At 48.4% G+C, this 20,791-nt stretch carries 20 protein-coding genes and 1 rRNA gene; 3 read left to right on the plus strand and 18 right to left on the minus strand.

The window, feature by feature from the left end; genetic code table 11:
• Positions 1-114: 114 nt before the first annotated feature.
• The 6 genes from ABCW47_RS09110 to ABCW47_RS09135 form a co-directional block, all read right to left on the minus strand.
• Positions 115-1,074 (minus strand): D-2-hydroxyacid dehydrogenase, encoded by a 960-nt coding sequence (locus ABCW47_RS09110; RefSeq protein ID WP_343209542.1) that lies wholly within the window; start codon positions 1,072-1,074, stop codon positions 115-117.
• Between the two features lie 21 nt (positions 1,075-1,095).
• Positions 1,096-2,241, minus strand: coding sequence for an aldo/keto reductase (locus ABCW47_RS09115; RefSeq protein WP_343209543.1), 1,146 nt, complete (start codon positions 2,239-2,241; stop codon positions 1,096-1,098).
• Positions 2,242-2,254: 13 nt separating this feature from the next.
• Positions 2,255-2,806 (minus strand): nitroreductase family protein, encoded by a 552-nt coding sequence (locus tag ABCW47_RS09120; RefSeq protein WP_343209544.1) that lies wholly within the window; start codon positions 2,804-2,806, stop codon positions 2,255-2,257.
• A 162-nt stretch (positions 2,807-2,968) separates the two neighbouring features.
• Positions 2,969-5,008: an ATP-dependent DNA helicase RecG gene (gene recG, locus ABCW47_RS09125; protein ID WP_343209545.1), complete on the minus strand. Its 2,040-nt coding sequence runs from the start codon at positions 5,006-5,008 to the stop codon at positions 2,969-2,971.
• Positions 5,009-5,206: 198 nt separating this feature from the next.
• Positions 5,207-6,871 carry a DAK2 domain-containing protein gene (locus tag ABCW47_RS09130; protein WP_343209546.1) on the minus strand — a complete coding sequence of 555 codons (1,665 nt, stop codon included), beginning with the start codon at positions 6,869-6,871 and terminating at the stop codon, positions 5,207-5,209.
• A 36-nt stretch (positions 6,872-6,907) separates the two neighbouring features.
• Entirely contained in the window at positions 6,908-7,264 is a 357-nt protein-coding gene (locus tag ABCW47_RS09135) for an Asp23/Gls24 family envelope stress response protein (protein WP_343209547.1), read from the minus strand.
• Between the two features lie 254 nt (positions 7,265-7,518).
• On the opposite strand from ABCW47_RS09135, the gene ABCW47_RS09140 reads away from it, so the two are divergent.
• Complete coding sequence (locus tag ABCW47_RS09140; RefSeq protein ID WP_343209548.1) at positions 7,519-7,656, plus strand: hypothetical protein; 138 nt, start codon at positions 7,519-7,521, stop codon at positions 7,654-7,656.
• Between the two features lie 105 nt (positions 7,657-7,761).
• On the opposite strand, the gene rpmB is transcribed toward ABCW47_RS09140, so the two are convergent.
• The 6 genes from rpmB to ABCW47_RS09170 form a co-directional block, all read right to left on the minus strand.
• Positions 7,762-7,947, minus strand: coding sequence for a 50S ribosomal protein L28 (rpmB, locus tag ABCW47_RS09145; protein WP_343209549.1), 186 nt, complete (start codon positions 7,945-7,947; stop codon positions 7,762-7,764).
• Positions 7,948-8,098: 151 nt separating this feature from the next.
• Positions 8,099-8,503 carry a GerW family sporulation protein gene (locus ABCW47_RS09150; protein ID WP_343209550.1) on the minus strand — a complete coding sequence of 135 codons (405 nt, stop codon included), beginning with the start codon at positions 8,501-8,503 and terminating at the stop codon, positions 8,099-8,101.
• 21 nt (positions 8,504-8,524) lie between these two features.
• On the minus strand, positions 8,525-9,436 hold the full coding sequence (locus ABCW47_RS09155) for a DUF2953 domain-containing protein (RefSeq protein ID WP_343209551.1): 912 nt from the start codon (positions 9,434-9,436) through the stop codon (positions 8,525-8,527).
• Positions 9,437-9,487: 51 nt separating this feature from the next.
• Positions 9,488-9,829, minus strand: coding sequence for a hypothetical protein (locus ABCW47_RS09160; RefSeq protein WP_343209552.1), 342 nt, complete (start codon positions 9,827-9,829; stop codon positions 9,488-9,490).
• 159 nt (positions 9,830-9,988) lie between these two features.
• Complete coding sequence (locus ABCW47_RS09165; protein WP_343209553.1) at positions 9,989-10,852, minus strand: hypothetical protein; 864 nt, start codon at positions 10,850-10,852, stop codon at positions 9,989-9,991.
• 336 nt (positions 10,853-11,188) lie between these two features.
• Positions 11,189-11,554: a lytic transglycosylase gene (locus tag ABCW47_RS09170; RefSeq protein WP_343209554.1), complete on the minus strand. Its 366-nt coding sequence runs from the start codon at positions 11,552-11,554 to the stop codon at positions 11,189-11,191.
• 361 nt (positions 11,555-11,915) lie between these two features.
• Here ABCW47_RS09170 and ABCW47_RS09175 point away from each other — a divergent pair, with 361 nt between their 5' ends.
• Positions 11,916-16,274: an acyl-CoA dehydratase activase-related protein gene (locus ABCW47_RS09175; protein ID WP_343209555.1), complete on the plus strand. Its 4,359-nt coding sequence runs from the start codon at positions 11,916-11,918 to the stop codon at positions 16,272-16,274.
• Positions 16,275-16,344: 70 nt separating this feature from the next.
• On the opposite strand, the gene ABCW47_RS09180 is transcribed toward ABCW47_RS09175, so the two are convergent.
• The 5 genes from ABCW47_RS09180 to ABCW47_RS09200 are packed head-to-tail and all read right to left on the minus strand — an operon-like array spanning position 16,345 to position 19,762.
• Positions 16,345-17,019 (minus strand): uracil-DNA glycosylase, encoded by a 675-nt coding sequence (locus ABCW47_RS09180; protein ID WP_343209556.1) that lies wholly within the window; start codon positions 17,017-17,019, stop codon positions 16,345-16,347.
• 15 nt (positions 17,020-17,034) lie between these two features.
• Positions 17,035-17,472, minus strand: coding sequence for a D-aminoacyl-tRNA deacylase (gene dtd, locus ABCW47_RS09185; protein ID WP_343209557.1), 438 nt, complete (start codon positions 17,470-17,472; stop codon positions 17,035-17,037).
• A 28-nt stretch (positions 17,473-17,500) separates the two neighbouring features.
• On the minus strand, positions 17,501-18,262 hold the full coding sequence (gene hisF, locus ABCW47_RS09190; protein WP_343209558.1) for an imidazole glycerol phosphate synthase subunit HisF: 762 nt from the start codon (positions 18,260-18,262) through the stop codon (positions 17,501-17,503).
• Entirely contained in the window at positions 18,262-18,882 is a 621-nt protein-coding gene (hisH, locus tag ABCW47_RS09195; protein ID WP_343209624.1) for an imidazole glycerol phosphate synthase subunit HisH, read from the minus strand. The genes hisF and hisH overlap by 1 nt, the downstream gene beginning before the upstream one ends.
• A 52-nt stretch (positions 18,883-18,934) precedes the next feature.
• The gene (locus ABCW47_RS09200) at positions 18,935-19,762 is read right to left on the minus strand and encodes a hypothetical protein (protein ID WP_343209559.1); all 828 of its coding nucleotides are present in this window, start codon (positions 19,760-19,762) and stop codon (positions 18,935-18,937) included.
• Positions 19,763-20,103: 341 nt separating this feature from the next.
• Between ABCW47_RS09200 and ABCW47_RS09205 the strand changes: the two genes are divergently transcribed.
• Positions 20,104-20,439: a transporter gene (locus ABCW47_RS09205; protein WP_343209560.1), complete on the plus strand. Its 336-nt coding sequence runs from the start codon at positions 20,104-20,106 to the stop codon at positions 20,437-20,439.
• A 241-nt stretch (positions 20,440-20,680) separates the two neighbouring features.
• Here the strand turns inward: ABCW47_RS09205 and ABCW47_RS09210 are convergent.
• Positions 20,681-20,791, minus strand: a 23S ribosomal RNA gene (locus ABCW47_RS09210); the annotation flags it as partial.

Raw genomic sequence — 20,791 nt, forward strand, 5'->3', positions numbered from 1 at the left:
AAACATTTTACAGTGTAAGCTGGAAAGAGCCGTTAAACTTCCGATTCATCAGCCTTTCCAGCCTTGTTGTCTTTACATGAGTACCTATAGTACAAACTAGAACTGACACTATTTTTATTTCTTCTTATAGCCCGTCTTCATATCCACCGGCGTATGATAGGGGGTTCCTTCATAAAGAGCGCGGATATTGGCAGCCGCGATCAGCACAATCCGTTCCCAGGTCTCCTGCATATGATAGCCGCCGGAAATATGGGGCGTGATCAGCACATTCTTTGCATTCCAGAGAGGATGATCCTCCGGCAGCGGTTCCGGATCTGTCACATCCACCGCCGCACCGCCCAGATGCCCGCTGTTAAGCGCCTCCACAAGAGCATCCGTATCCACAGATGTGCCTCTTCCCACATTCAGGAAAAGGCAGCCTTTCTTCATGGTTTCAAACCGGTTCTTATCGAATATCCGGTAAGTGGCGTCGGTCCCCGGCAGGCTGGTGGCTACAATATCTGCCCGTCCCAGCACTTCATCCAGATCCTCGTTCGTATAGAGTTCGTCCACATACTCAGGCGCCTGACGCTCCGTGCGGACCACGCCGATCACATAACTGCCCAGAGCCTTCATTCGTCTGGCAAACTCTCCGCCGATGTCGCCCAGCCCCACAATCACCGTCGTGGAACCATAGATTCCCGCTACCGGCCCCTCATCCTTCCACAGATGGTTTTTCTGATTTTCCTGGTAACGATTCAGTTTTTTCTGCAGCACCAGCACTTCCCCCAGCATATGTTCTGCGATCGCCAGCCCATACGCTCCGGTGGCATTGTTAAGAACCGCATCCGCCGGAAGCACGCCCGGTTCCGTATAGCCGTTTGTGCCGGCGCTGTTTAACTGTACCAGTTCCAGGTTCGCCGCATTTTTCAGCAGAGAAGGGGCAACATTTCCCACAAGGATATTCACGTCCTCAAGCAGCTGCGGGGTAACATCCTTTGGGTCACAGTAAATAAATTCCGCTCCCGGTGCCTGTTTCTCCAGCAATTCCTTATGCCTTTCCTGAACCGGCATGACAACCAGTACTTTTCTCATAATGAAACGCCTCTTTTCCTTTTAATTTCCAGTGCTGCCAAACAACTGCTCCCGCAAATGCGTCAGCATCTCCATCTGCACCGGTATATCAATTTTCTGCGGGCAATGCTCCACGCACTGGCCGCAGGCAACACAGTTATGGGCACAGATTTCTTCCTCCACCTCTGCGTAGGCATTCTGGTAGCGTCCCGGCTTTTTGTGCAGCTTATATTCATTGTACATCGCGAACATTTTGGGGATATCCACGCCGGCAGGACAATCCATACAATAGCGGCAGCCGGTGCACGGTATCGTCACATTGGACGTGTAGATCTTCACCGCTTCCTCAATCAGGGCATACTCTGCCTCCGTATAAGGTTCAAAGTGGTTCATCGTCTTTAAATTATCCTGCAGCTGCTCCAGGCTTGAGGAACCGCTGAGCACCGTAAGTACATTCGGCTTAGAGGCTGCAAACCGCATCGCCCAGGACGCAATGCTTAAGTCCGGACGGGCTGTCTTTAGCAGTTTTTCCGACTCCTCATCCAGCCCTGCCAGCGCACCGCCTCTCACCGGCTCCATCACCATGCAGGGAATCCCCTTTTTCCTTATCAGCTCATACTGCCCTTTCGCATCCTGCTTCGTCCAGTCCAGATAATTCAGCTGAATCTGCACAAAATCCCAATCCTTCTCGTTGATAATCTGCTCCAGAATCTCCGGCGTATCATGGAAGGAAAAGCCCAGATTACGAATTTTCCCCTGTTTTTTCATCTCCATGCAGAACTCATACAGATGGTTTTTCTCATAGTGGGGCCAGCGGTCCCGGTTCACATCGTGCAGCAGATAGAAATCAAAATAATCCGTCTTAAGCCTCTCCAGCTGCTTCTCAAAATAGTACGCTGCATCCTCCGGCTTTTCCACCAGCCATCCCGGCATCTTTGTCACCAGGCAGTAGCTCTCCCGGGGATACTTTTTCAGGACCTTCCCCATAAAGGTTTCTGATTCGCCGCCGTGATAGGGCCAGGCCGTATCAAAATAGGTCACACCGTTTTCATAGGCGCAATCCACAATTTTCTCTGCCTTTTCTTCGTCAATCTTTGTCTTGGAACCAGCCTCCAGCGGAAACCGCATACAGCCCAGGCCCATCAGTGAGACCTTTTTCTCCGTCCCTTTATATTCTCTGTAAATCATATTCTTCTCCCGCTCACATTCTTGTCACTTTACTGTAATCCAGCTCATGGGGATCTTTCTCCACCGCCTTATGACCGATTACCACGCCCACTGCAAATTTATACCCATCCGGGAAACGGAACAGCTCCTCGCACTGTTTTCCCAGTTTGGGATCGTCAAACAGCACATCACAGCCCCCGATAATTACGCTTCCCAGGCCTATGGACTGAGCCGCCAGCACAATATTTTCTACGGCAATACCCGCATCCACAATATGTTCCCCGTTTTTTGTAGAGATCAGGATAAAAAGCGGAGCATTGTACAGTGTTCTGAAGTTTCTCCCCTTCAAAACCTCCCTGCGGTTATCATCCGCGTGTTCCATCAGATAGTCCACGTGCAGCTTCTCGAAATCATCAATAACCTTCTTGTCCTCCACCACAGTGAACTGCCATGGTTGACGGTTCATGCCGCTGGGGGAAGCCAGCGCCGCCTCAATCAGAACATCAAGCATTTCCCGGCTTACTTTCTCATCGGTAAACCCTCTCGTGGAGCTTCGCTCCCGTATTGCCTTCATTACTTCATTCATATACCATCTGTCTCCTTCCCTAATGCTGATACACCGCATGAAACCCATACGGTAAAAACCACATTTTCATGTCAAATGCATTACCATAATCATACGTCTTAAAGTTCACTTCAAGTCAAGGTATTTTTCTGCGGTTATCCAGTCATCCCCGCAGTTTTCCGACTATAGAGAAATGCGGTTCAGATAACTCCCGGTCCTGTTGCTCAGCCGGGGATCGTTTTCCCTGACCTTGGCAAACTGCTCCGGATCTACCTTGCCGGCCAGCTCATTCGCCAGCTTTAAAACCGGTGCATCATTGAAGATATCTCCCAGCCTGAATTCCAGTACCCCGCTCTGGCGGATACCGAACAGATCCCCAGGGCCCCTCATCCGCAGGTCCTCCTCCGCTATATAAAAACCGTCATTGGAATGATTCAGCGTTTCCAGACGCTTTTTTGTCTCCTTATTGCCGGAACCGCTGACAATAATACAGTAGGACTGGGCATTTCCTCTTCCCACCCGTCCCCGCAGCTGATGGAGCTGGGCAAGGCCGAACCGCTCCCCGTTCTCAATCATCATCACCGTAGCATTGGGTACATTGACTCCTACTTCCACAACCGTAGTGGAAACCAGGACCTGGATCTCCCCGGCGGAAAAAGCCTCCATGATCTGATTCTTTTCAGAAGCTTTCATTTTACCGTGCAGATAACTCACCCGTACCGTGTCTCTGTAGATTGATCTCAGTTTTTCACAGTAGGCGATCACATTTTCTGCCTCGACCGTCTCACTGTCCTCCACCATGGGGCAGATAATATATGCCTGATGTCCCGCTTCCACCTGTTTCTTGATAAACTCATAGGCAGTGGGGCGGTAACGGGTATCTACCACACAGTTTTTCACCGGCAGCCGGTTTGCCGGCAGCTCATCCAGCACGGACAGGTCCAGATCCCCATAAATAATAATGGCCAGAGTCCTTGGAATCGGAGTAGCGCTCATAACCAGCACATGCGGCGCTTCTCCCTTTCCGGATAGCCGCTCCCGCTGCTTCACTCCAAACCGGTGCTGTTCATCTGTGATAACCAGGGCCAGACGGTCGTATTCCACCGGGTCCTGAATCAGCGCATGCGTCCCGATGATCACATCCGCCTGATGTTCCCGTATTTTCTCATACGCCTCTCTTTTTTCCTTCTGGGTCATAGAACCCACCAAAAGGCAGCAGCGCACCCCAAAAGGAGAAAGCAGACTCTCACACTCCGAAAAATGCTGTTTTGCCAAAACCTCTGTGGGAACCATAAGGCAGCCCTGGCAGCCGTTCGACGCACAGGAAAGCAGGGCCAGTACCGCCAGCACTGTTTTGCCGGAGCCCACATCGCCCTGGATCAGCCGGTTCATCTGGAAGCCGCCCGCCAGATCGCCCCGAATCTCCTCCCATACTTTCTTCTGGGCTCCGGTCAGCTCATAGGGAAGAGAATCCTGGAGCCTGTCCGTTTCTCCAAACCGTTCAAATAGGTAGGCAGATCTCTGTCTCTCCTGCTTTCCCTTTAACTGTCTTAAGTAGAGGGTAAACAAGAAGAACTCGTCAAAGACCAGTCTTTTTCTGGCCTTCATCATACTTTCCCTGTTCTTTGGAAAATGGATTTCCCGGATTGCGGTTTTATAATCCAGCAGGTCATATTCCTTCCGGATCTGAGCACTTAAATAATCCCCGTTTAAATTCACCCCATCCAGCGCCTGGCGCATCGCCTTTCCCAGCACCGTGTTTGTGAGTCCGAACGTCAGGCCGTAGACCGGCTGCATGACTTCTTTCCGGTTATAATACTCGGTCTTCGACAGCAGCTTGGGCTGTTCCATGGCGGTCATGCCATTTTTCCATCCTATTTTTCCCCGCAGCAGCAGCCTGGTTCCCGGATGGAGATATTGCTTCATAAACGGCATATTAAACCAGGTCAGACGTATGGTCCCTGTTTCATCCCGCCCAATGCAGCTTAAGATCGTAAGCTTTCTTGCCCGTCTCATTTCGGGCATTGCGGTAATAGAAACTTCAACCACCTGAACGGTACCCTCCGATACTTCCTCCACGGGTATAATCTCGCCGTACTGGTCATAATCCCTGGGATAGTATTCCAGCAAGTCGCCCACTGTACCGATGCCAAGTCTTGCCAGCAGTACCGCCGTCTTTTCGCCGATTCCCTTTATCCTGCCCACCGGTTCCGTATATTCCACCTTTACACTCACGCCTTTCTTTTATGAATCCTGCTGCCGGCCTGCCCCGCCCGCAGTTTCCTATAGCACGCGGTTTCCTATATCACACAGAAAGGGGAGACTGCAAAGCAAATTCTTTTGCAGCTCCCCCTTAACGTCCAATTGCCAAAGTCCGCCCTCATCGCTTTCAGACTCAGGCATAAAACACCTTATCTCTTCCTATTCAACAGAAAGTACATAGTAATAAATCGGCTGGCCCCCGCTGTGAACCTCCACATCTACATCCGGATAGGTTTCCATCAGCTCATCGGCCAGTGTCTCGGCATCCTCTTCCTTCATCTGATCCCCATAATATAAGCTGATCAGTTCAGAATCCTCATCGACCAGATTATCCACCAGTTCCCTTGTTGTGGAGTTAATATTATCTCCCACCGCCAGAATTGACTTATCTCCGATTCCCATGATATCACCCTGTTTGATCGCCTTGCCGTCCAGGCTGGTATCTCTCACCGCGTAGGTGACCTGACCGGTTTTCACACGGGACATCTCCTCGCACATCTGCTTTGCATTCTCTTCCGCAGAGCGGTCATATACAAAATTTATAATAGCGGTAATTCCCTGCGGGATGGTCTTGGAAGGGATCACAACGATCTTCTTCTCATCCGAAAGCTTCGCCGCCTGCTCCGCCGCAAGAATAATATTTTTATTATTCGGAAGGATGAAAATCGTATCGGCATGTACCTTATCAATGGCGTTCAGCATATCTTCCGTGCTGGGATTCATCGTCTGGCCGCCTTCAATCAGATAGTCAACGCCCAGGCCCCTGAAAATCTCACTCAGGCCGTCGCCCGCCGACACACTGATAAAACCATATTTCTTTCTGGGTTCTTCCTTCTTTACCACCGGTTCATCGCTGGCCGGAGTCTCCGCCTCCTGATTGAAGAGCACCTCATTGTGTTCTTCTCTCATATTGTCAATTTTAATGTGATTGAGCTGTCCGTAAGTGAGCGCTCTCGTCAGCGCCACACCCGGATCATTGGTATGCACATGTACTTTTACCAGATCATCATCCGCTACCAGAACAATGGAATCTCCGATGGATTCCAGAAAGCTCTTGAATATCTTTTCTTCCTGAGCCGGCAGCTCGCTGTCCCTCATGATGATAAATTCGGTACAATAGCCGAACTTGATATCATCGGTAGAGATCGCCTCTCTCTTTCTGGTCTTTCCTGCCGGAGCAGAAGTACCAACGGTAAAATTCACTTCCTTGCCCAGAAGCGCATCCTGCACACCCTTCAGTATGGTCAGCAGCCCCTGGCCGCCGGAATCCACCACACCAGCCTCTTTCAAAACCGGAAGCAGCTCCGGAGTATACTCCAGCACTTCTTCCATATGTTTAATTACTTCATCCATAAAGTATACGATATCATCCGTCTGTTCCGCCAGTTCAGCTGCTTTCTCCGCTCCTCCTCTGGCCACCGTCAGGATCGTGCCCTCCTTCGGCTTCATAACTGCTTTGTAAGCTGTATCCGTCGCTCTCTGAAAACTGGCTGCAAGAGTGGGTACATCAATAGCCTCCGATGCCAGGATTCCCTTGGTGAGTCCCCTGAGCAGCTGGGAAAGAATAACGCCGGAGTTGCCTCTTGCGCCCCGCAGAGAACCGCTGGAAATCGCTTTGCAGAGACTTTCAACAGTAGGATCTGCAAGAGAACTTACCTCTTTTGCCGCGGACATAATCGTCAGTGTCATATTCGTTCCTGTATCCCCATCCGGTACCGGGAATACATTTAACTCATTGATATACTCCTTCTGTGCTTCAATAGCCTGAGCACCTGCCAAAAATAATTTCTGAAGTAATTTGGCATCGACTGTATGAATAACCACCGCTTTGTTCCTCCTTAATTCCATGAGTGCCGGACATTAGTCCATTACCCGGACTCCTTCCACGAAGACATTGATCTTTTCTACCTTCATGCCAGTGAATTCCTCAACTTTATATTTTACATTGCTGATCAGATTGTCAGCAACAGCAGAAATGCTTACGCCATATGCAACGATAATATGAAGAGCAACGCTGATACCCGATTCCTCGATCACAACATTGACTCCCTGGCTGATACTGTCCCGCTTCAACAGCTTTACCAGACCGTCCTTCATACTGACATAGGCCATCCCGACCACGCCGAAACACTCTACGGCTGCAGAACCGGCATATTTCGCAATTACTTCATTTTCAATTAATATTTCGCCCAGCTGCGTGTTCATATGTCCTTTCATAGTCAACCCTCCACGATTCCTGTTTCATTCACACTGACCCTTTCCGGTATTCCGGGTATAAGGGAGAGGCTGCCGCTAAACAGCCTCTTCTATCATACAATAAGGCGGCCCGCGAAGCGTGCCGACGTTTGTTTCGTGCATTATTTTTTCATCTTTGAGGCAGCAAAGGAAACAAATCCTTATGCATATTATACCCTCTTTTCCCATAAAATGAAATAAAAAAATTTCATATACTTGGAAATGGCGGGATTTCAATGAAAAAAATGTTCGGCTTTATTTTATTCTGGATCGCCATTGGTATGACCATCATGCTCTTCATAACAAATGGACTCCTGGCAATCGCTATTATAATAATGTGCCTTATTCTGGGGTATAACTTATTTTCCTGCTGACGGATCAGGCCGCTTTCACAGCTCTGATCCAGACAATAAATATCCCACGGTAAAAGAGTCGCCTCTCATACCGCGGGATTTTCTTTTCCTGCTCTGTTTTCAGCCTTAAGCACGTTCTACTTTGCCGGATTTCAGACAAGAAGTACAAACATACATTTTCTTTGTACCGCCTTCTGTCTTCACTCTTACTGATTTAATGTTGGATTTCCACATTTTATTGCTTCTTCTATGTGAGTGGCTCACCTTAATACCAAAATGAGCGCCCTTGTCACAAACTGCACATCTAGCCATTCTAAGCACCTCCTCGACCAAACTTTCCAAGCCTGTATTAGCTCAGACAACAAAGCTATTCTATCAAATGAAGCACAGGAATGCAAGACTTTTTTTGTCGCACGAGAAATTCTTTGTATTTCCAGGCAGACACAAATAGTCTGTTTTAAAATCACTCCTTTTCTGCAGGAGCCTCTGTGACAATCTCCTCCTCGGTAAAGAACTCGTCCTCATCTTTGGACTTGGTAAACTTGTTGATCAGATCCGGCACCATATCCAGTATCTTGGTAATGCTGTCCTGATTCTTTACATTGACCAGCTTTGATGTACCGTCCTTGATCACCAGAACGGCGCTGGGGGAAATCTTTCCGCCCATTCCTCCGCCGCCATTGTTCTTTTTCTTTCCTTCCTCGGAAAAAGCACCCGCAGCCACACCAAAATTAACTTCTACCAGAGGCAGAATGATTGTGCCGTCGTCAAATTTCATAGCCTCGCCCACAACGGTCTTGGTTGTAATAAAATTGTCCATCCCCTTAAACAGAGATTCCACGGTTGAACTAAAGCTGTTATCTGTCATAATTTATTTCCTCCTTCTTCTCTATGCAGCCAGTTTTCTGCCTCTCATAATGGTCCGTCTGACTTCCTTTTTCAGCAGAAGCTTAAGCCCGGTAATCAGAAAGATAACCGGAACGATTCTGCCGGAAAGCTTTACATTTCCCTCCAGCACCGCCTCCGTAAAGTCAGGCCGGATCGTTAAATCCTTCGGGAGCAGGGAAATACCCATGCCCAGCAAACCAAGTATCTGCCCGGTCCTGCAGGGATCTCCGGTGCCAAACCGAATCCACCCTTTTACCTTCCGGGGCAGGATATGCTTAAACATCCCTTTTGCAGATCCAAACAAAAGCCGCAGGCTTTCCTTCGTATCTTCTTCCTGAAGGAACTCCTTTATTCTGACGGCCTGTCTCTTTATCTGCCGAAATTTTTTCTTTATACTTCTTATCTTATCAAGAATACCCCGAAAGAATTCCTTTATCCTCTGCCAAAGAGACTTCCGCTCCGGTTCCCTCTCTCCTGCTGTATCAGCCTCCCTCACCGGTTGAGGCAGCTCACTGACCGGATTCCCGACGTCTTCCGGCATCCGTTCGGCCTCATCCGTCCCGGCCGGCATCCGCTCCGTTTTTTTCTCAGGCTCCGGTACAGGCACCGCTTTTTCATAAACCGGAACTTCCGGCTGTCGGCACTTCTTCGGTTTCCGGCTGTTAAACACCGGAATCCCAAGAATACGCACTTTATACCAGAACCCGTCCTCTTCGTAATAAGCGGAAACATGGATCAGATGCAATAGCCAGCTGACACACCCCCGTCCCTTAATATCCGGATACTTCTGAATAGCGGCCCTGTAACGAATCGGCACCAGAAGAACAAGCAAAACCAGAACAAGCAGCAGTCCCAGAAGAATAAGCAGCAAAATCCCGATAATTTTCAAAATAATTCCAATGATATGCAGCAAATTTCCACCTCAGTTCTGATCCCGCCGTAACATAAGCTGTACAGGCAGCAGTCATCTGTCCGCCGGATCAAACACAAAATAATCCACCGGGCAAAGCTCACCAGTCTCGTTGTACAGATCCAATATAATCGTCGTCAGCAGCTCCACCGCCGAATCCCGGCCCCTGGCCAGTCCAAGCACCCTCAGCTGGTTTCTCCGGCAATGTTCAAAAAACAACTCTCCCGCACGGACGATATCAAATAAATTCTGCTCATTGGACGGCAGCGCAATGCAGAAAATATCCCTGGCCAGAAGACCGGGGGAAATCTTCTCCCGCTCAACCAGCCCCATAATCTTCTTCTGTCTCTTTTTAACATAGCCGTCCATATAGAGATTGTTGCACCAAATAATCATCTTAATAACATCCCCTGTGAAAAACCGCATACATTCTTCACTTTTTCTCACATCACTGTCCCTCAGGGACATTTTCACCTGCGGCTTTACCGCAGCCCTTCACTTTCTTCCATTCTTCCTTATTCACTTTTCACCCTTCGGTTCTTCCTTCTTCCTTTTTCATTCTTCCTTTTTAATATGTTCGTGTGTATACAGATGATCCATACAGTACTCATGGTCACCGTCACACTTGGAACAGAAACGAAATTCCAGCTCCGGATTATCTTTCTCCGTTCTCCCGCACACCTCACAGCGGTGACGTGGGAAATTCACAACCTTATTGACCTGTTTCTTATACTCGGCCTTCCGCTTTACCTCTTTCGGAGACACCCTCTTATAATTCCTGGTAGAAAGATAATAAATCAGGAAATTGGCCAGCGCCACCAGAATGGCAACACCGACTGAGATGCCCATAGGCGTCAGCATGCGGAAATAGGAAAAGACTTCCACTCCGATCAGTATACCATATATGATTCCCAGCCATTTCACCTTAATCGGTATAATGAAAAACAAAAGCAGCTGCATATTGGGGAAAATAACCGTAAACGCAAGGAAGAGAGAACGGTTAATGTAAGTCAGACCCATAGGATAGGACCCGCCTGCTGCTCCAAATACAAAATAGAGAATAAAAGCAGCGATAATATTAAATAAGATGCCCGAAACATAATAAAGATTAAACCGGAATGCTCCCCAGACATTTTCCAGGCTTCTCCCGATGAATAAGTACAGATACGTCTCAATTGCCAGGAAAATAATGTCGATCATACTTGTCATTCCATAAGGCGCAAGCAGAAATGTCACCAGCCTCCAGACTTGTCCATGCAGCACCTTGCCGATATCCAGTGCCAGATAATCATAGTAAAAAGACGGTGCAAACATCCCAATGACCGCACCGGCAAGATAAATAACAACCACATATTTCATCAGATCCCGAATGGCATATCTGCCAAACTTTCTTTCCACTTTGTTTAAAAAACGATTCATATCGTCCTATCTCTTCCTTTCTGCTCTTATGCAGCCTCCGCCGATACCTGCCTGTCCAATCTGACAGCACCTTGCCGCAAACCTTCCAAACTCCTTCCTCCATTCCGAAATCGCAGAAACCAGCCAGACGTATCTGCACTGTCCCATCCGCAGGCGTATTACTTCCCGCCCTGCGCCGTATCACGCACATCTCTTAATGAAAAAAAACGTCTGCCCGGCCGCGGCCGGATCAAACCGTTAGTGAACACGAAACACCTGCGAACGGGCAATGTCCTGCAATCTGTCCGCCGGACCTCTCCCACCGGCGGTCAAAATTCTTCTCGTAAGTATCCCTCTCTATTTATTCTTATCCGGTATCTGTAGTCGGATGCCTTCTTTCAGATATAGCTCTGCACTCTTATTATACTTAAATAAGTCATCTAACTCAATACCAAAATCATCTAAAATACTTTTAATGCTGTCTCCGGCTTTTACTTCATAGGAAAAAAGACTGCACAGAGGGCAGGATGCCATTGGTTTATTCAAGTCACAGTAAATTCCCGGAATACAGATTTTCTGACCCGGACGCAGATTATAAATATCAACCAATGGGTTGGCTTTCAAGACATAACCCAGAGGTACATTATATCTCCGGCTGATCAGGTAAAGTGTGTCCCCCTCCTGAACCGTATATATAAGCCCTTTGCATTGCGAGTTATCCATACTAATATTCTCCCCATTTCTTTACTTTATAATAATCTATTCCTATCCCATCCCGATTGTGCATAGGAATAGTAACGGGAAATGGCCGGAGCGGCCATGTATACAGCAGGACGAAAAAGCACTTTTGCCGTACAAAAACCGCTGAAAAGATCGAAATATTTCCTATTTAATAAAGATTTCATATTTTTAGCCTTGAAGTGCAAAATTTTATTCTTTATAATGATCAGATGAAGAATTATACCGGTATTTGTGATATAATTTTATATCTGAGCATGATTATGTTTTAATCTGTACACGGCTGCTCGGGCCGTCTGCAGGTAGAAAGCTTCCTGCAATTCTGGCAGGAACTGAGGGGTTTATTATGAAGCAATATGCATTGGGAATCGATGTTGGTTCCACAACCGTTAAAGTAGCCGTTCTGGACAAGGATAACACACTGTTGTTTTCCAAGTACGAACGGCACTTCGCAAATATAGTAGAAACACTTGGGAGTATCGTACATGAAGCTCTGGAAACGCTGGGCGATATGGAGATTGCTCCGATGATCACCGGCTCCGGCGGTATGACTATCTCCACTCACCTGGACATTCCCTTTGTTCAGGAAGTAGTTGCGGTAGCCACGGCGCTGGAACACACCGCTCCCCAAACCGACGTGGCCATTGAACTAGGCGGGGAAGACGCAAAAATTATCTATTTTAATCCCAACGGCGGTATCGAACAGCGGATGAACGGTATCTGTGCCGGAGGCACCGGTTCCTTTATCGATCAGATGGCAACGCTTCTACGGACCGATGCAGGCGGATTAAATGAATATGCAAAAGACTATGAGGCAGTCTACCCGATTGCCGCCAGATGCGGAGTATTTGCCAAATCCGACATCCAGCCCCTGATCAACGAAGGAGCTACAAAGGCGGACTTATCTGCCTCCATCTTCCAGGCTGTAGTCAATCAGACCATCAGCGGCCTTGCCTGCGGAAAGCCTATCAAGGGGAACGTGGCATTTCTGGGCGGTCCGCTTACCTTTTTAAGTGAGCTGCGCCAGGCTTTTATCCGTACTCTGCATCTGACCGACAGTCAAACGATCATACCGGAGCATGCATGCCTGTTTGCGGCAATCGGCGCTGCCCTTAATTGTCCTTTTGAGAAGGTTTCCACGTTGAAAGAACTGGATCAGGCTCTTGCTGCGGGCATTGTCATCGAGTCCGAAGCAGCCAGAATGGCGCCGCTTTTCCAGAATCAGGAAGAATATGATGAATTTATTTCCCGTCACAATGTACATACGGTTAAAAAGGGAGAGCTCTCTTCTTATCAGGGCAACTGCTACCTGGGAATCGATGCGGGCTCCACGACGACAAAAGCCGCTCTGATCGGAGAGGACGGTACACTTCTCTATTCTTTATACAGCAACAATAACGGCAGTCCGGTAAAAACCGCGAAAAAGGCTTTGGAGGAAATATATGAACTGCTGCCGGAGGGCGCCCGAATCGTCCGCTCCTGTTCCACCGGTTACGGCGAGGCCCTGATGCAGTCCGCTTTCTGTCTGGATGAGGGAGAAGTAGAAACTGTCGCTCACTATTACGCAGCCTCCTTCTTTGATCCCAAGGTGGATTGCATTCTGGATATCGGCGGCCAGGATATGAAATGTATGAAAATTAAGGATCAGGCTATTGACAGCGTTCAGCTGAATGAAGCCTGCTCATCTGGATGTGGTTCCTTTATCGAGACGTTTGCCAAATCCCTGGGATATGACGCGGCAGATTTTGCCAAAGTGGGACTCTTTGCCAAACATCCGGTAGACCTGGGCTCCCGCTGTACCGTATTTATGAATTCCAAGGTAAAGCAGGCACAAAAGGAAGGCGCCGGTGTGGACGAGATCTCCGCGGGTCTGGCTTATTCCGTTATTAAGAATGCACTCTTAAAAGTTATTAAAATCACCGATCCTAAGGATCTGGGTACTAATATCGTTGTACAGGGCGGTACCTTTTATAACGACGCCGTGCTGCGAAGCTTTGAATTAATCTCCGGCTGCCAGGCAATCCGCCCGGATATCGCCGGTATTATGGGCGCGTTTGGAGCCGCTCTGATTGCCAGGGAGCATTTTGCAGGCCAAGCCTGCGGTCTGCTCAGTCAGGAACAGTTAAAAGCGCTTACTTTCGATACGTCTCTGGCCCGCTGCCAGGGCTGTACCAACCACTGTCTTCTGACAATCAACAAATTCTCCGGCGGACGCCGCTTTATTACCGGGAACCGCTGTGAAAAGGGTCTGGGCAAAGAAAAGACCCATCAGGATGTGCCCAACCTCTTTGCGTTCAAAAATAAGATAACTTTTGACTACACCCCGCTGCCGGAAGAAAAAGCGCCCCGGGGAACCGTGGGGATTCCGCGCGTTCTCAACATGTATGAGAATTATCCTTTCTGGTTTACCTTCTTTACCAGACTTGGATACAGGGTGGTGCTCTCACCTTCCACTTCAAAGGCAATTTACGAGATGGGTATCGAATCCATTCCAAGTGAGTCGGAGTGTTATCCGGCGAAAGTGGTTCACGGACATATATCCTGGCTGATCCGCAATCAGGTGGATTACATTTTCTATCCGTGCGTTCCCTATGAACGACTGGAGACGCCAGAGGCCAACAATCATTTTAACTGCCCGATTGTAACCTCCTACGGAGAAAACATCAAGAATAATGTGGAGGAATTGAAGGACGGACATATCCGTTTCCAGAACCCGTTCCTCTCTTTTGAAAACAAAGTCATTCTTTCCAACCGTCTGGTGGAATATTTCGGGGAAGAAAATCAGATTCCTTCCGTGGAGGTACAGGCCGCCGCAGAAGCAGGCTGGGATGAAATGATGAACATCCGCAAGATGGTTCAGGACAAAGGCGAAGAAACAATCCGGTACATAGAAAAGAATGGCCTGAAAGGAATCGTTCTGGCAGGCCGTCCCTATCATGTGGACCCGGAGATCCATCATGGGATTCCGGAACTGATTACTTCCTATGGGGTTGCAGTCTTCACGGAAGACTCGGTGGCCCATCTGGGCCGGGCCGACCGGCCGCTTATCGTCCGGGATCAGTGGATGTATCATTCACGCCTTTACAACGCGGCTTCCTTTGTAAAGACCAGAACAGATATGGAATTAATCCAGCTCAACTCCTTTGGCTGCGGGCTGGATGCCGTTACCACAGACCAGGTCAGCGACATCCTCACGAAATCGGGCAAGATTTATACCGTCCTGAAGATAGATGAAGTCAGCAATCTGGGTGCGGCGCGTATCCGTATCCGCTCTCTTCTTTCCGCCATCCGGGACCGAGAAGCCAAGCATATCGGCATTCATCCTTCGGATACCTCTATGCACCGCAAGGTCTTCACGAAAGAGATGCGGAAAGAATATACCCTGCTCTGCCCTCAGATGTCGCCGATTCATTTTGATATGCTCCAGGAGGCCTTTCGTTCCTGCGGCTATCGGATGGAGGTTCTGCACAACGACGGACGCAGAGCCATAGATGTAGGTTTAAAGTATGTGAACAACGACGCCTGCTATCCGTCTCTGATGGTGGTCGGTCAATTGATTGATGCCCTGCTCTCAGGCAAATACGATGTAAACAAAACGGCTATTATTATAACCCAGACAGGCGGAGGATGCCGGGCCACCAACTATGTGGGCTTCATTCGGAGGGCTTTGGAAAAGGCCGGGATGTCTCAGGTACCGGTCGTATCCCTAAGTGCCGGGGTGGAAAAGAATCCTGGACTTAAAATCACACCAGCCATGATTAACCGTGCCCTGCAGGCCCTTGTCTATGGCGATATTTTCATGAAAGTACTCTACCAGACAAGACCATACGAAGCAGAACCCGGTTCCGCCAATAAACTTTATCAGAAGTGGAATTCAATTTGTAAAAAGGATGTTCGAAAAGGCAATCTGAAGAAATTCCGGCAAAATGTGAGGGATATCATTCACGCGTTTGATGTACTGCCTTTAAAAGAAGACCTGGTAAAACCTAAAGTCGGTGTGGTGGGTGAGATTCTTGTCAAGTTCCTCCCCGCCGCCAACAATTACCTGGTCGATCTTCTGGAAGGAGAAGGCGCTGAGGCTGTTGTGCCCGACCTGATCGGTTTCCTGCTCTACTGCAGCTATAACTCTACATTCAAGGCCAGGTACCTGGGAAAATCCCGCCTGGTTGCCAGGGTAAACCGGTTTGTCATCTGGTTTATCGAGGTTTACCGCAAAGAAATGATAAAGGGATTAAAAGAAAGCAGCCGGTTTGAGCCGCCTGCATCCATTGACCAGCTGGCATCCTATGCACAAGCAGTGGTTTCGACCGGAAACCAGACCGGTGAAGGCTGGTTCTTAACCGGCGAGATGATCGAATTAATTCATTCTGGCGTGAACAACATCGTATGTACCCAGCCGTTTGCCTGCCTCCCGAATCATGTCGTGGGCAAAGGGGTCATAAAGGAGCTTCGAAACCAGTATCCTCAGTCCAATATAGTAGCTGTGGATTATGATCCCGGCGCCAGCGAAGTAAACCAGCTCAACCGGATCAAGCTGATGCTGGCTACCGCCAATAAGAACTTAAATAAAAACGGCGGACCGACATCCGGGGCAGATGGCGGAGAACAGAGTTCTGCCCATGCATCCAGGCATTCCAAGCATGTAGCTGCCGCTGCACTTCAGGTTCCCGGCCCCGCACTGTTCCCTCCGGTCAACCGGACCTGATAAATTAAATAATACGGACGAATACATTTAGAGCCGCAGACAATTCAACTGTCTGCGGCTCTGCTGTTCCTTATATATCTTCAATCTGCCAGTCAATGGGTTCCACCCCATTTTCCATCAGAAAACGGTTGGTCTGACTGAACGGCCGGCTGCCAAAAAAGCCCCGTCCCGCGGAAAACGGACTGGGATGAGGCGCCTGTAAAATCAGATGATTGGGGTTGGTCAGCATATAGCGCTTCATCTGTGCAGGACGTCCCCACAGAATAAATACAATGGGTCTATCCTGGGTATTCACAGCCTCAATTATGGCATCAGTAAAATTCTCCCATCCTTTTCCCTGATGGGAATTCGCCTGGTGAGCACGCACGGTAAGCACCGTATTTAACATCAGGACACCCTGCTCCGCCCATTTTATCAGATATCCGTTATTTGGAATCTCACATCCTAAATCATCGTGCAGTTCCATATATATATTTTGCAGGGAAGGCGGCACACCCACCCCCGGTTTTACAGAAAAACAGAGGCCGTGTGCCTGCCCCTCATTGTGATAGGGGTCCTGCCCCAGAATAACCACCTTCACCTTGCTGAGGGGAGTCAGATGAAGCGCATTAAAAATATCCTCTGCAGGCGGATAAATCCGTCTCGTATTGTATTCTTCTTTCACAAACCTATACAGATTTTTATAGTAATCTTTCTTAAATTCAGAATCTAAAACCTTTGCCCAGTCATTGGTAATCGCCGCCATCCTGTTATTCCTCCTTCAGCTATCTAAAAGTATGGTAAACGGGCCGTCATTGACCAGAGATATCTGCATTTCCGCTCCAAAAGAGCCTGTGGCAACCTTTCTGCACCGTTTCGCACAGAGACCGGCAAAATATTCATACAGCCGTTCTGCCTTCTCCGGATTGCCTGCATGGACAAAACTTGGCCGGTTTCCTTTATGGCAGTCTGCATACAGGGTAAATTGAGATACGACCAATATTTCTCCGTCCACATCCGCCAGCGACAGGTTTGTCTTCCCGGCTTCATCGGCAAAAATCCGAAGCTTCACTATTTTATCCACCAGTTTCTCCGCCGCAGCTTCTGTATCGTCCTCCCCGACTCCCAGAAGGATGAGATACCCTTTTCCAATCTCTCCGATTATCTTATCATCCACGGTAACACTGGCATTTGTCACTCTCTGTAATACGACCTTCATCTCATTTGCTCCTCTAAGTTCATTTTCACTACAGCCGCACGCTGATCTCCCGGCTTCTCAGATATTCCTTCAGCTCCTTAATTTCCAGTTCTTTATAGTGAAATAACGAAGCCGCCAGGACAGCATCCGCCTTGCCCTCGGTCAATGCATCATAAAAATGTTCCATTTTGCCGGCGCCTCCTGAGGCGATAACAGGGACCGGCACCTGCTCCGACACCGTCCTGGTCAGTTCCAGATCATAGCCGTCCTTTGTACCGTCACAGTCCATGCTGGTCAGAAGGATCTCACCAGCTCCCAGCTCACAGGCTTTTCTTGCCCATTCCACCGCATCAATCCCCATGTCCACACGGCCGCCGTTCTTATAGATATTCCAGCCGGAGCCATCCGCTCTGCGCTTCGCGTCAATCGCCACCACCACACACTGGCTCCCGAACTTATCCGCCGCCTCGGAAATAAGGCCGGGATTCAGAATCGCCGCTGTATTAACAGCAACCTTGTCCGCCCCTTCCCGCAAGATTAGTTTAAAATCCTCAACGGTCCGGATTCCTCCGCCCACCGTAAACGGAATAAAGACCGTCTCCGCCACTTTTCTGACCATATCAAGCTTAATCGTTCTGGCATCGGAAGAGGCCGTAATATCCAGAAATACCAGTTCGTCAGCCCCGGCCTTATCGTAGGCCGCTCCTACCGCGACCGGATCTCCGGCATCCCGCAGATTCACAAAGTTAATACCCTTTACCACACGTCCATTATGTACATCCAGACAGGGAATGATCCTCTTCGTAAACATCAGGCGTCCTCCCCCTTCCACTCCGCAAAGTTCTTCAGTATTTTAAGCCCGGTATCACTGCTTTTCTCCGGATGAAACTGACAGGCAAACACATTTCCATGTTCCACGGAAGCATCAATCGTCGTTCCGTACCAGGTTGTTGCCGCCACATCTTCCTCCGCTCCCGCTTTCAGATAGTAGGAATGGACAAAATAGACATAGGGATCGTCACCAATACCCTTAAATAGCGAAGCCTCCGGTTTTACGTTCAGAGAGTTCCAGCCCATGTGAGGAATTTTCATTCCGTCCCGCTCCGGAATCCTCAGAATCTCACCTTTTAAAATACCAAGACCCGTAACTCCCTCCGCCTCATCGCTATGTTCAAACAAAAGCTGCAGTCCCAAACAAATCCCCAGAAAAGGTGTCCCGCGGTCTGCCACTTCCCGGATCGGCCCTGTCAGATCATAATGTCTCAGTTTTTTCATGGCATCCCCAAATGCTCCAACGCCTGGAAGAATAACATGGTCCGCAGACAAAATCTCGTGGTAATCCCTTGTAATCACGGGGTTCTCCCCCAGATAGAGAAGCGCCTTCTCCACACTTTTCAGGTTTCCTGCATCATAATCAATAATGGCAATCATCTGACCTTCCTCTCTGGCAATCCGGGTTGCCGCTGTCATAGTATAACCCTGTCTACATTTTCCCGCCCTGCACAAACGCAGTCAGCCACTCTGCCGCATTGGCCTTTACTGCCAAGGCCCGGGTCACTTCCTCCGGTATCTGATGCAGCATCTGGTTAACCCGCACAAAATAGGCCTTCTGATTAAAATAGGCGATCTTCTCAAATGGCCAGCGAAAAACAGTAGGCTGATCAAAATTTTCGCCCAGTTCCACCAGGACCAATTTTCGGTTTAAGGTATGCTGCAGCCATTCTTTATAGCAGTTCCACTGAGGCAGATATCCTTCTATATAATTACAACTCTTATCTCTCATGTGAAAACTGACCGGGCTGTTACATTCCGGACAGAAGGGGCGCTCCTGTAAAACTTTCAGAAGCTTTCCTTCCCGCAGGAGTGCAATCGCGCCTTCCAGATAATTCGGTTCCTGCCAAATCTTTCCGCCGCATCCGTCAAGACACTGAAATAAGCGGATATCACCGCAGGGGGCCACAATTTTCTCTTCCTCCAGGCTGCTTTGATAAATACAGGCATCCGTGTTCGTAGTTACGATAAAATAATCCTTACCCTTCAGCATCTCTTCCAAAGCCGCATATTGCTCCCTTGCCGGATTCCGCTTCTGAAAATAATCTGCCAGAAGGATACGGTGAATCCAGAGGGCCTTTTCAGTATCCTGAAGCTGTTCGTCAAGCTCTGCCTTGCTTCTTATTCCCAGAGACTCCAGAGGTTCATATACCTTTGCCTCTCCGGCCAGACGCTCACCGGCCAGTTCCCGGCCGATACCCACAACAACATATTCCGCATCCGCTATCTTCTCTTTGATTACATTATTGTCTATTTTCATTTTTATACCCCTGCCTTTCCCGTTTTATCCTTCACAAAACAAGAACAGGCCCATACAAGTCACCCCGGAAAGCCGGGCTGCTTGTCATAAATTTGCAGGGTTGAAAGAGTTCTTTCAGCCTTATACCTCTGCATACCACAGGTCTGCCTGCTTCGACACCCATCCGCAGCAATCTAGTCTTATTCCCAAAATACTTTTCTATTTTATCACTACTTTTCTATTACGTCACTAATAATGTGGCGATTTCTTCGTTATATGGTATAGTTATAGTATAAATTTACAGTCGGTCAATTGAGAGAGGAGCGGCTGTATCTCATCAATTCAAAAGAGAGGATATCTGAATGAACTTATTTTATCAAATATGCCGCGGCGTTTCACTGGGAATCCTGGTAGGATTTCTGCTGGGCGGTATAAAGTGGCTCCGCCACCCCGATTACGATCAAAATCAGATCGACGCACAGATAAAATTCTATAAAGTATTATCCGCTGTGCTGAAGTATCTTACATTTCTATGTTTAATACTCGGCCTGCTCTGGTGCATTTATTATCTGGTGATGGGTGCATGGGACCCGGATCTATCTGGCTATGCCACAAATATGTCACAGCTTATTGTATCTGTTTTAACCATTGTCTCCATCATTTTTGCTTTCTTTGAATTTCTCCAGCGCAAAAATTAACTGTTTAGCTTCTTTCGGGAACTTTAACAACAAATGACGGTACGCTTCGCGAGCCGGGCGTAGTCAGCTTAGCTGACTTTCTCCTTTTACGCGAGTGCGCATAGAATGGTTTTGATTGTGTAGGAAAGTTCTCAATACTTTCCTATACAATCAAAAAAGCAGCTGATTATTATCAGCTGCTTTTATATTTCTACCTTCAAAACTGCACATGAATTCTTTTCTTCCTAAACCATTTTCCCTTTTGGTCAAGCCCTCGACCGATTAGTAACTCTCCGCTCCATATGTTGCCACACTTCCACTTGAGTCCTATCTACCTCATACTCTTTAAGGGGTCTTACTGACTTTTGTCAGG

The organism is Anaerolentibacter hominis, from assembly GCF_032380675.1.
GTDB classification, from domain to species: Bacteria; Bacillota; Clostridia; order Lachnospirales; family Lachnospiraceae; genus Anaerolentibacter; species Anaerolentibacter hominis.

Bases quoted from the DNA above. Each gene is read 5' to 3' on its own strand.
- ABCW47_RS09110 (WP_343209542.1), bottom strand. From the start codon at position 1,074: ATGAGAAAAGTACTGGTTGTCATGCCGGTTCAGGAAAGGCATAAGGAA.
- ABCW47_RS09115 (WP_343209543.1), bottom strand. From the start codon at position 2,241: ATGATTTACAGAGAATATAAAGGGACGGAGAAAAAGGTCTCACTGATG.
- ABCW47_RS09120 (WP_343209544.1), bottom strand. From the start codon at position 2,806: ATGAATGAAGTAATGAAGGCAATACGGGAGCGAAGCTCCACGAGAGGG.
- ABCW47_RS09135 (WP_343209547.1), bottom strand. From the start codon at position 7,264: ATGAAAGGACATATGAACACGCAGCTGGGCGAAATATTAATTGAAAAT.
- ABCW47_RS09140 (WP_343209548.1), top strand. From the start codon at position 7,519: ATGAAAAAAATGTTCGGCTTTATTTTATTCTGGATCGCCATTGGTATG.
- rpmB (WP_343209549.1), bottom strand. From the start codon at position 7,947: ATGGCTAGATGTGCAGTTTGTGACAAGGGCGCTCATTTTGGTATTAAG.
- ABCW47_RS09150 (WP_343209550.1), bottom strand. From the start codon at position 8,503: ATGACAGATAACAGCTTTAGTTCAACCGTGGAATCTCTGTTTAAGGGG.
- ABCW47_RS09160 (WP_343209552.1), bottom strand. From the start codon at position 9,829: ATGATTATTTGGTGCAACAATCTCTATATGGACGGCTATGTTAAAAAG.
- ABCW47_RS09165 (WP_343209553.1), bottom strand. From the start codon at position 10,852: ATGAATCGTTTTTTAAACAAAGTGGAAAGAAAGTTTGGCAGATATGCC.
- ABCW47_RS09170 (WP_343209554.1), bottom strand. From the start codon at position 11,554: ATGGATAACTCGCAATGCAAAGGGCTTATATATACGGTTCAGGAGGGG.
- ABCW47_RS09175 (WP_343209555.1), top strand. From the start codon at position 11,916: ATGAAGCAATATGCATTGGGAATCGATGTTGGTTCCACAACCGTTAAA.
- ABCW47_RS09180 (WP_343209556.1), bottom strand. From the start codon at position 17,019: ATGGCGGCGATTACCAATGACTGGGCAAAGGTTTTAGATTCTGAATTT.
- dtd (WP_343209557.1), bottom strand. From the start codon at position 17,472: ATGAAGGTCGTATTACAGAGAGTGACAAATGCCAGTGTTACCGTGGAT.
- hisF (WP_343209558.1), bottom strand. From the start codon at position 18,262: ATGTTTACGAAGAGGATCATTCCCTGTCTGGATGTACATAATGGACGT.
- hisH (WP_343209624.1), bottom strand. From the start codon at position 18,882: ATGATTGCCATTATTGATTATGATGCAGGAAACCTGAAAAGTGTGGAG.
- ABCW47_RS09200 (WP_343209559.1), bottom strand. From the start codon at position 19,762: ATGAAAATAGACAATAATGTAATCAAAGAGAAGATAGCGGATGCGGAA.
- ABCW47_RS09205 (WP_343209560.1), top strand. From the start codon at position 20,104: ATGAACTTATTTTATCAAATATGCCGCGGCGTTTCACTGGGAATCCTG.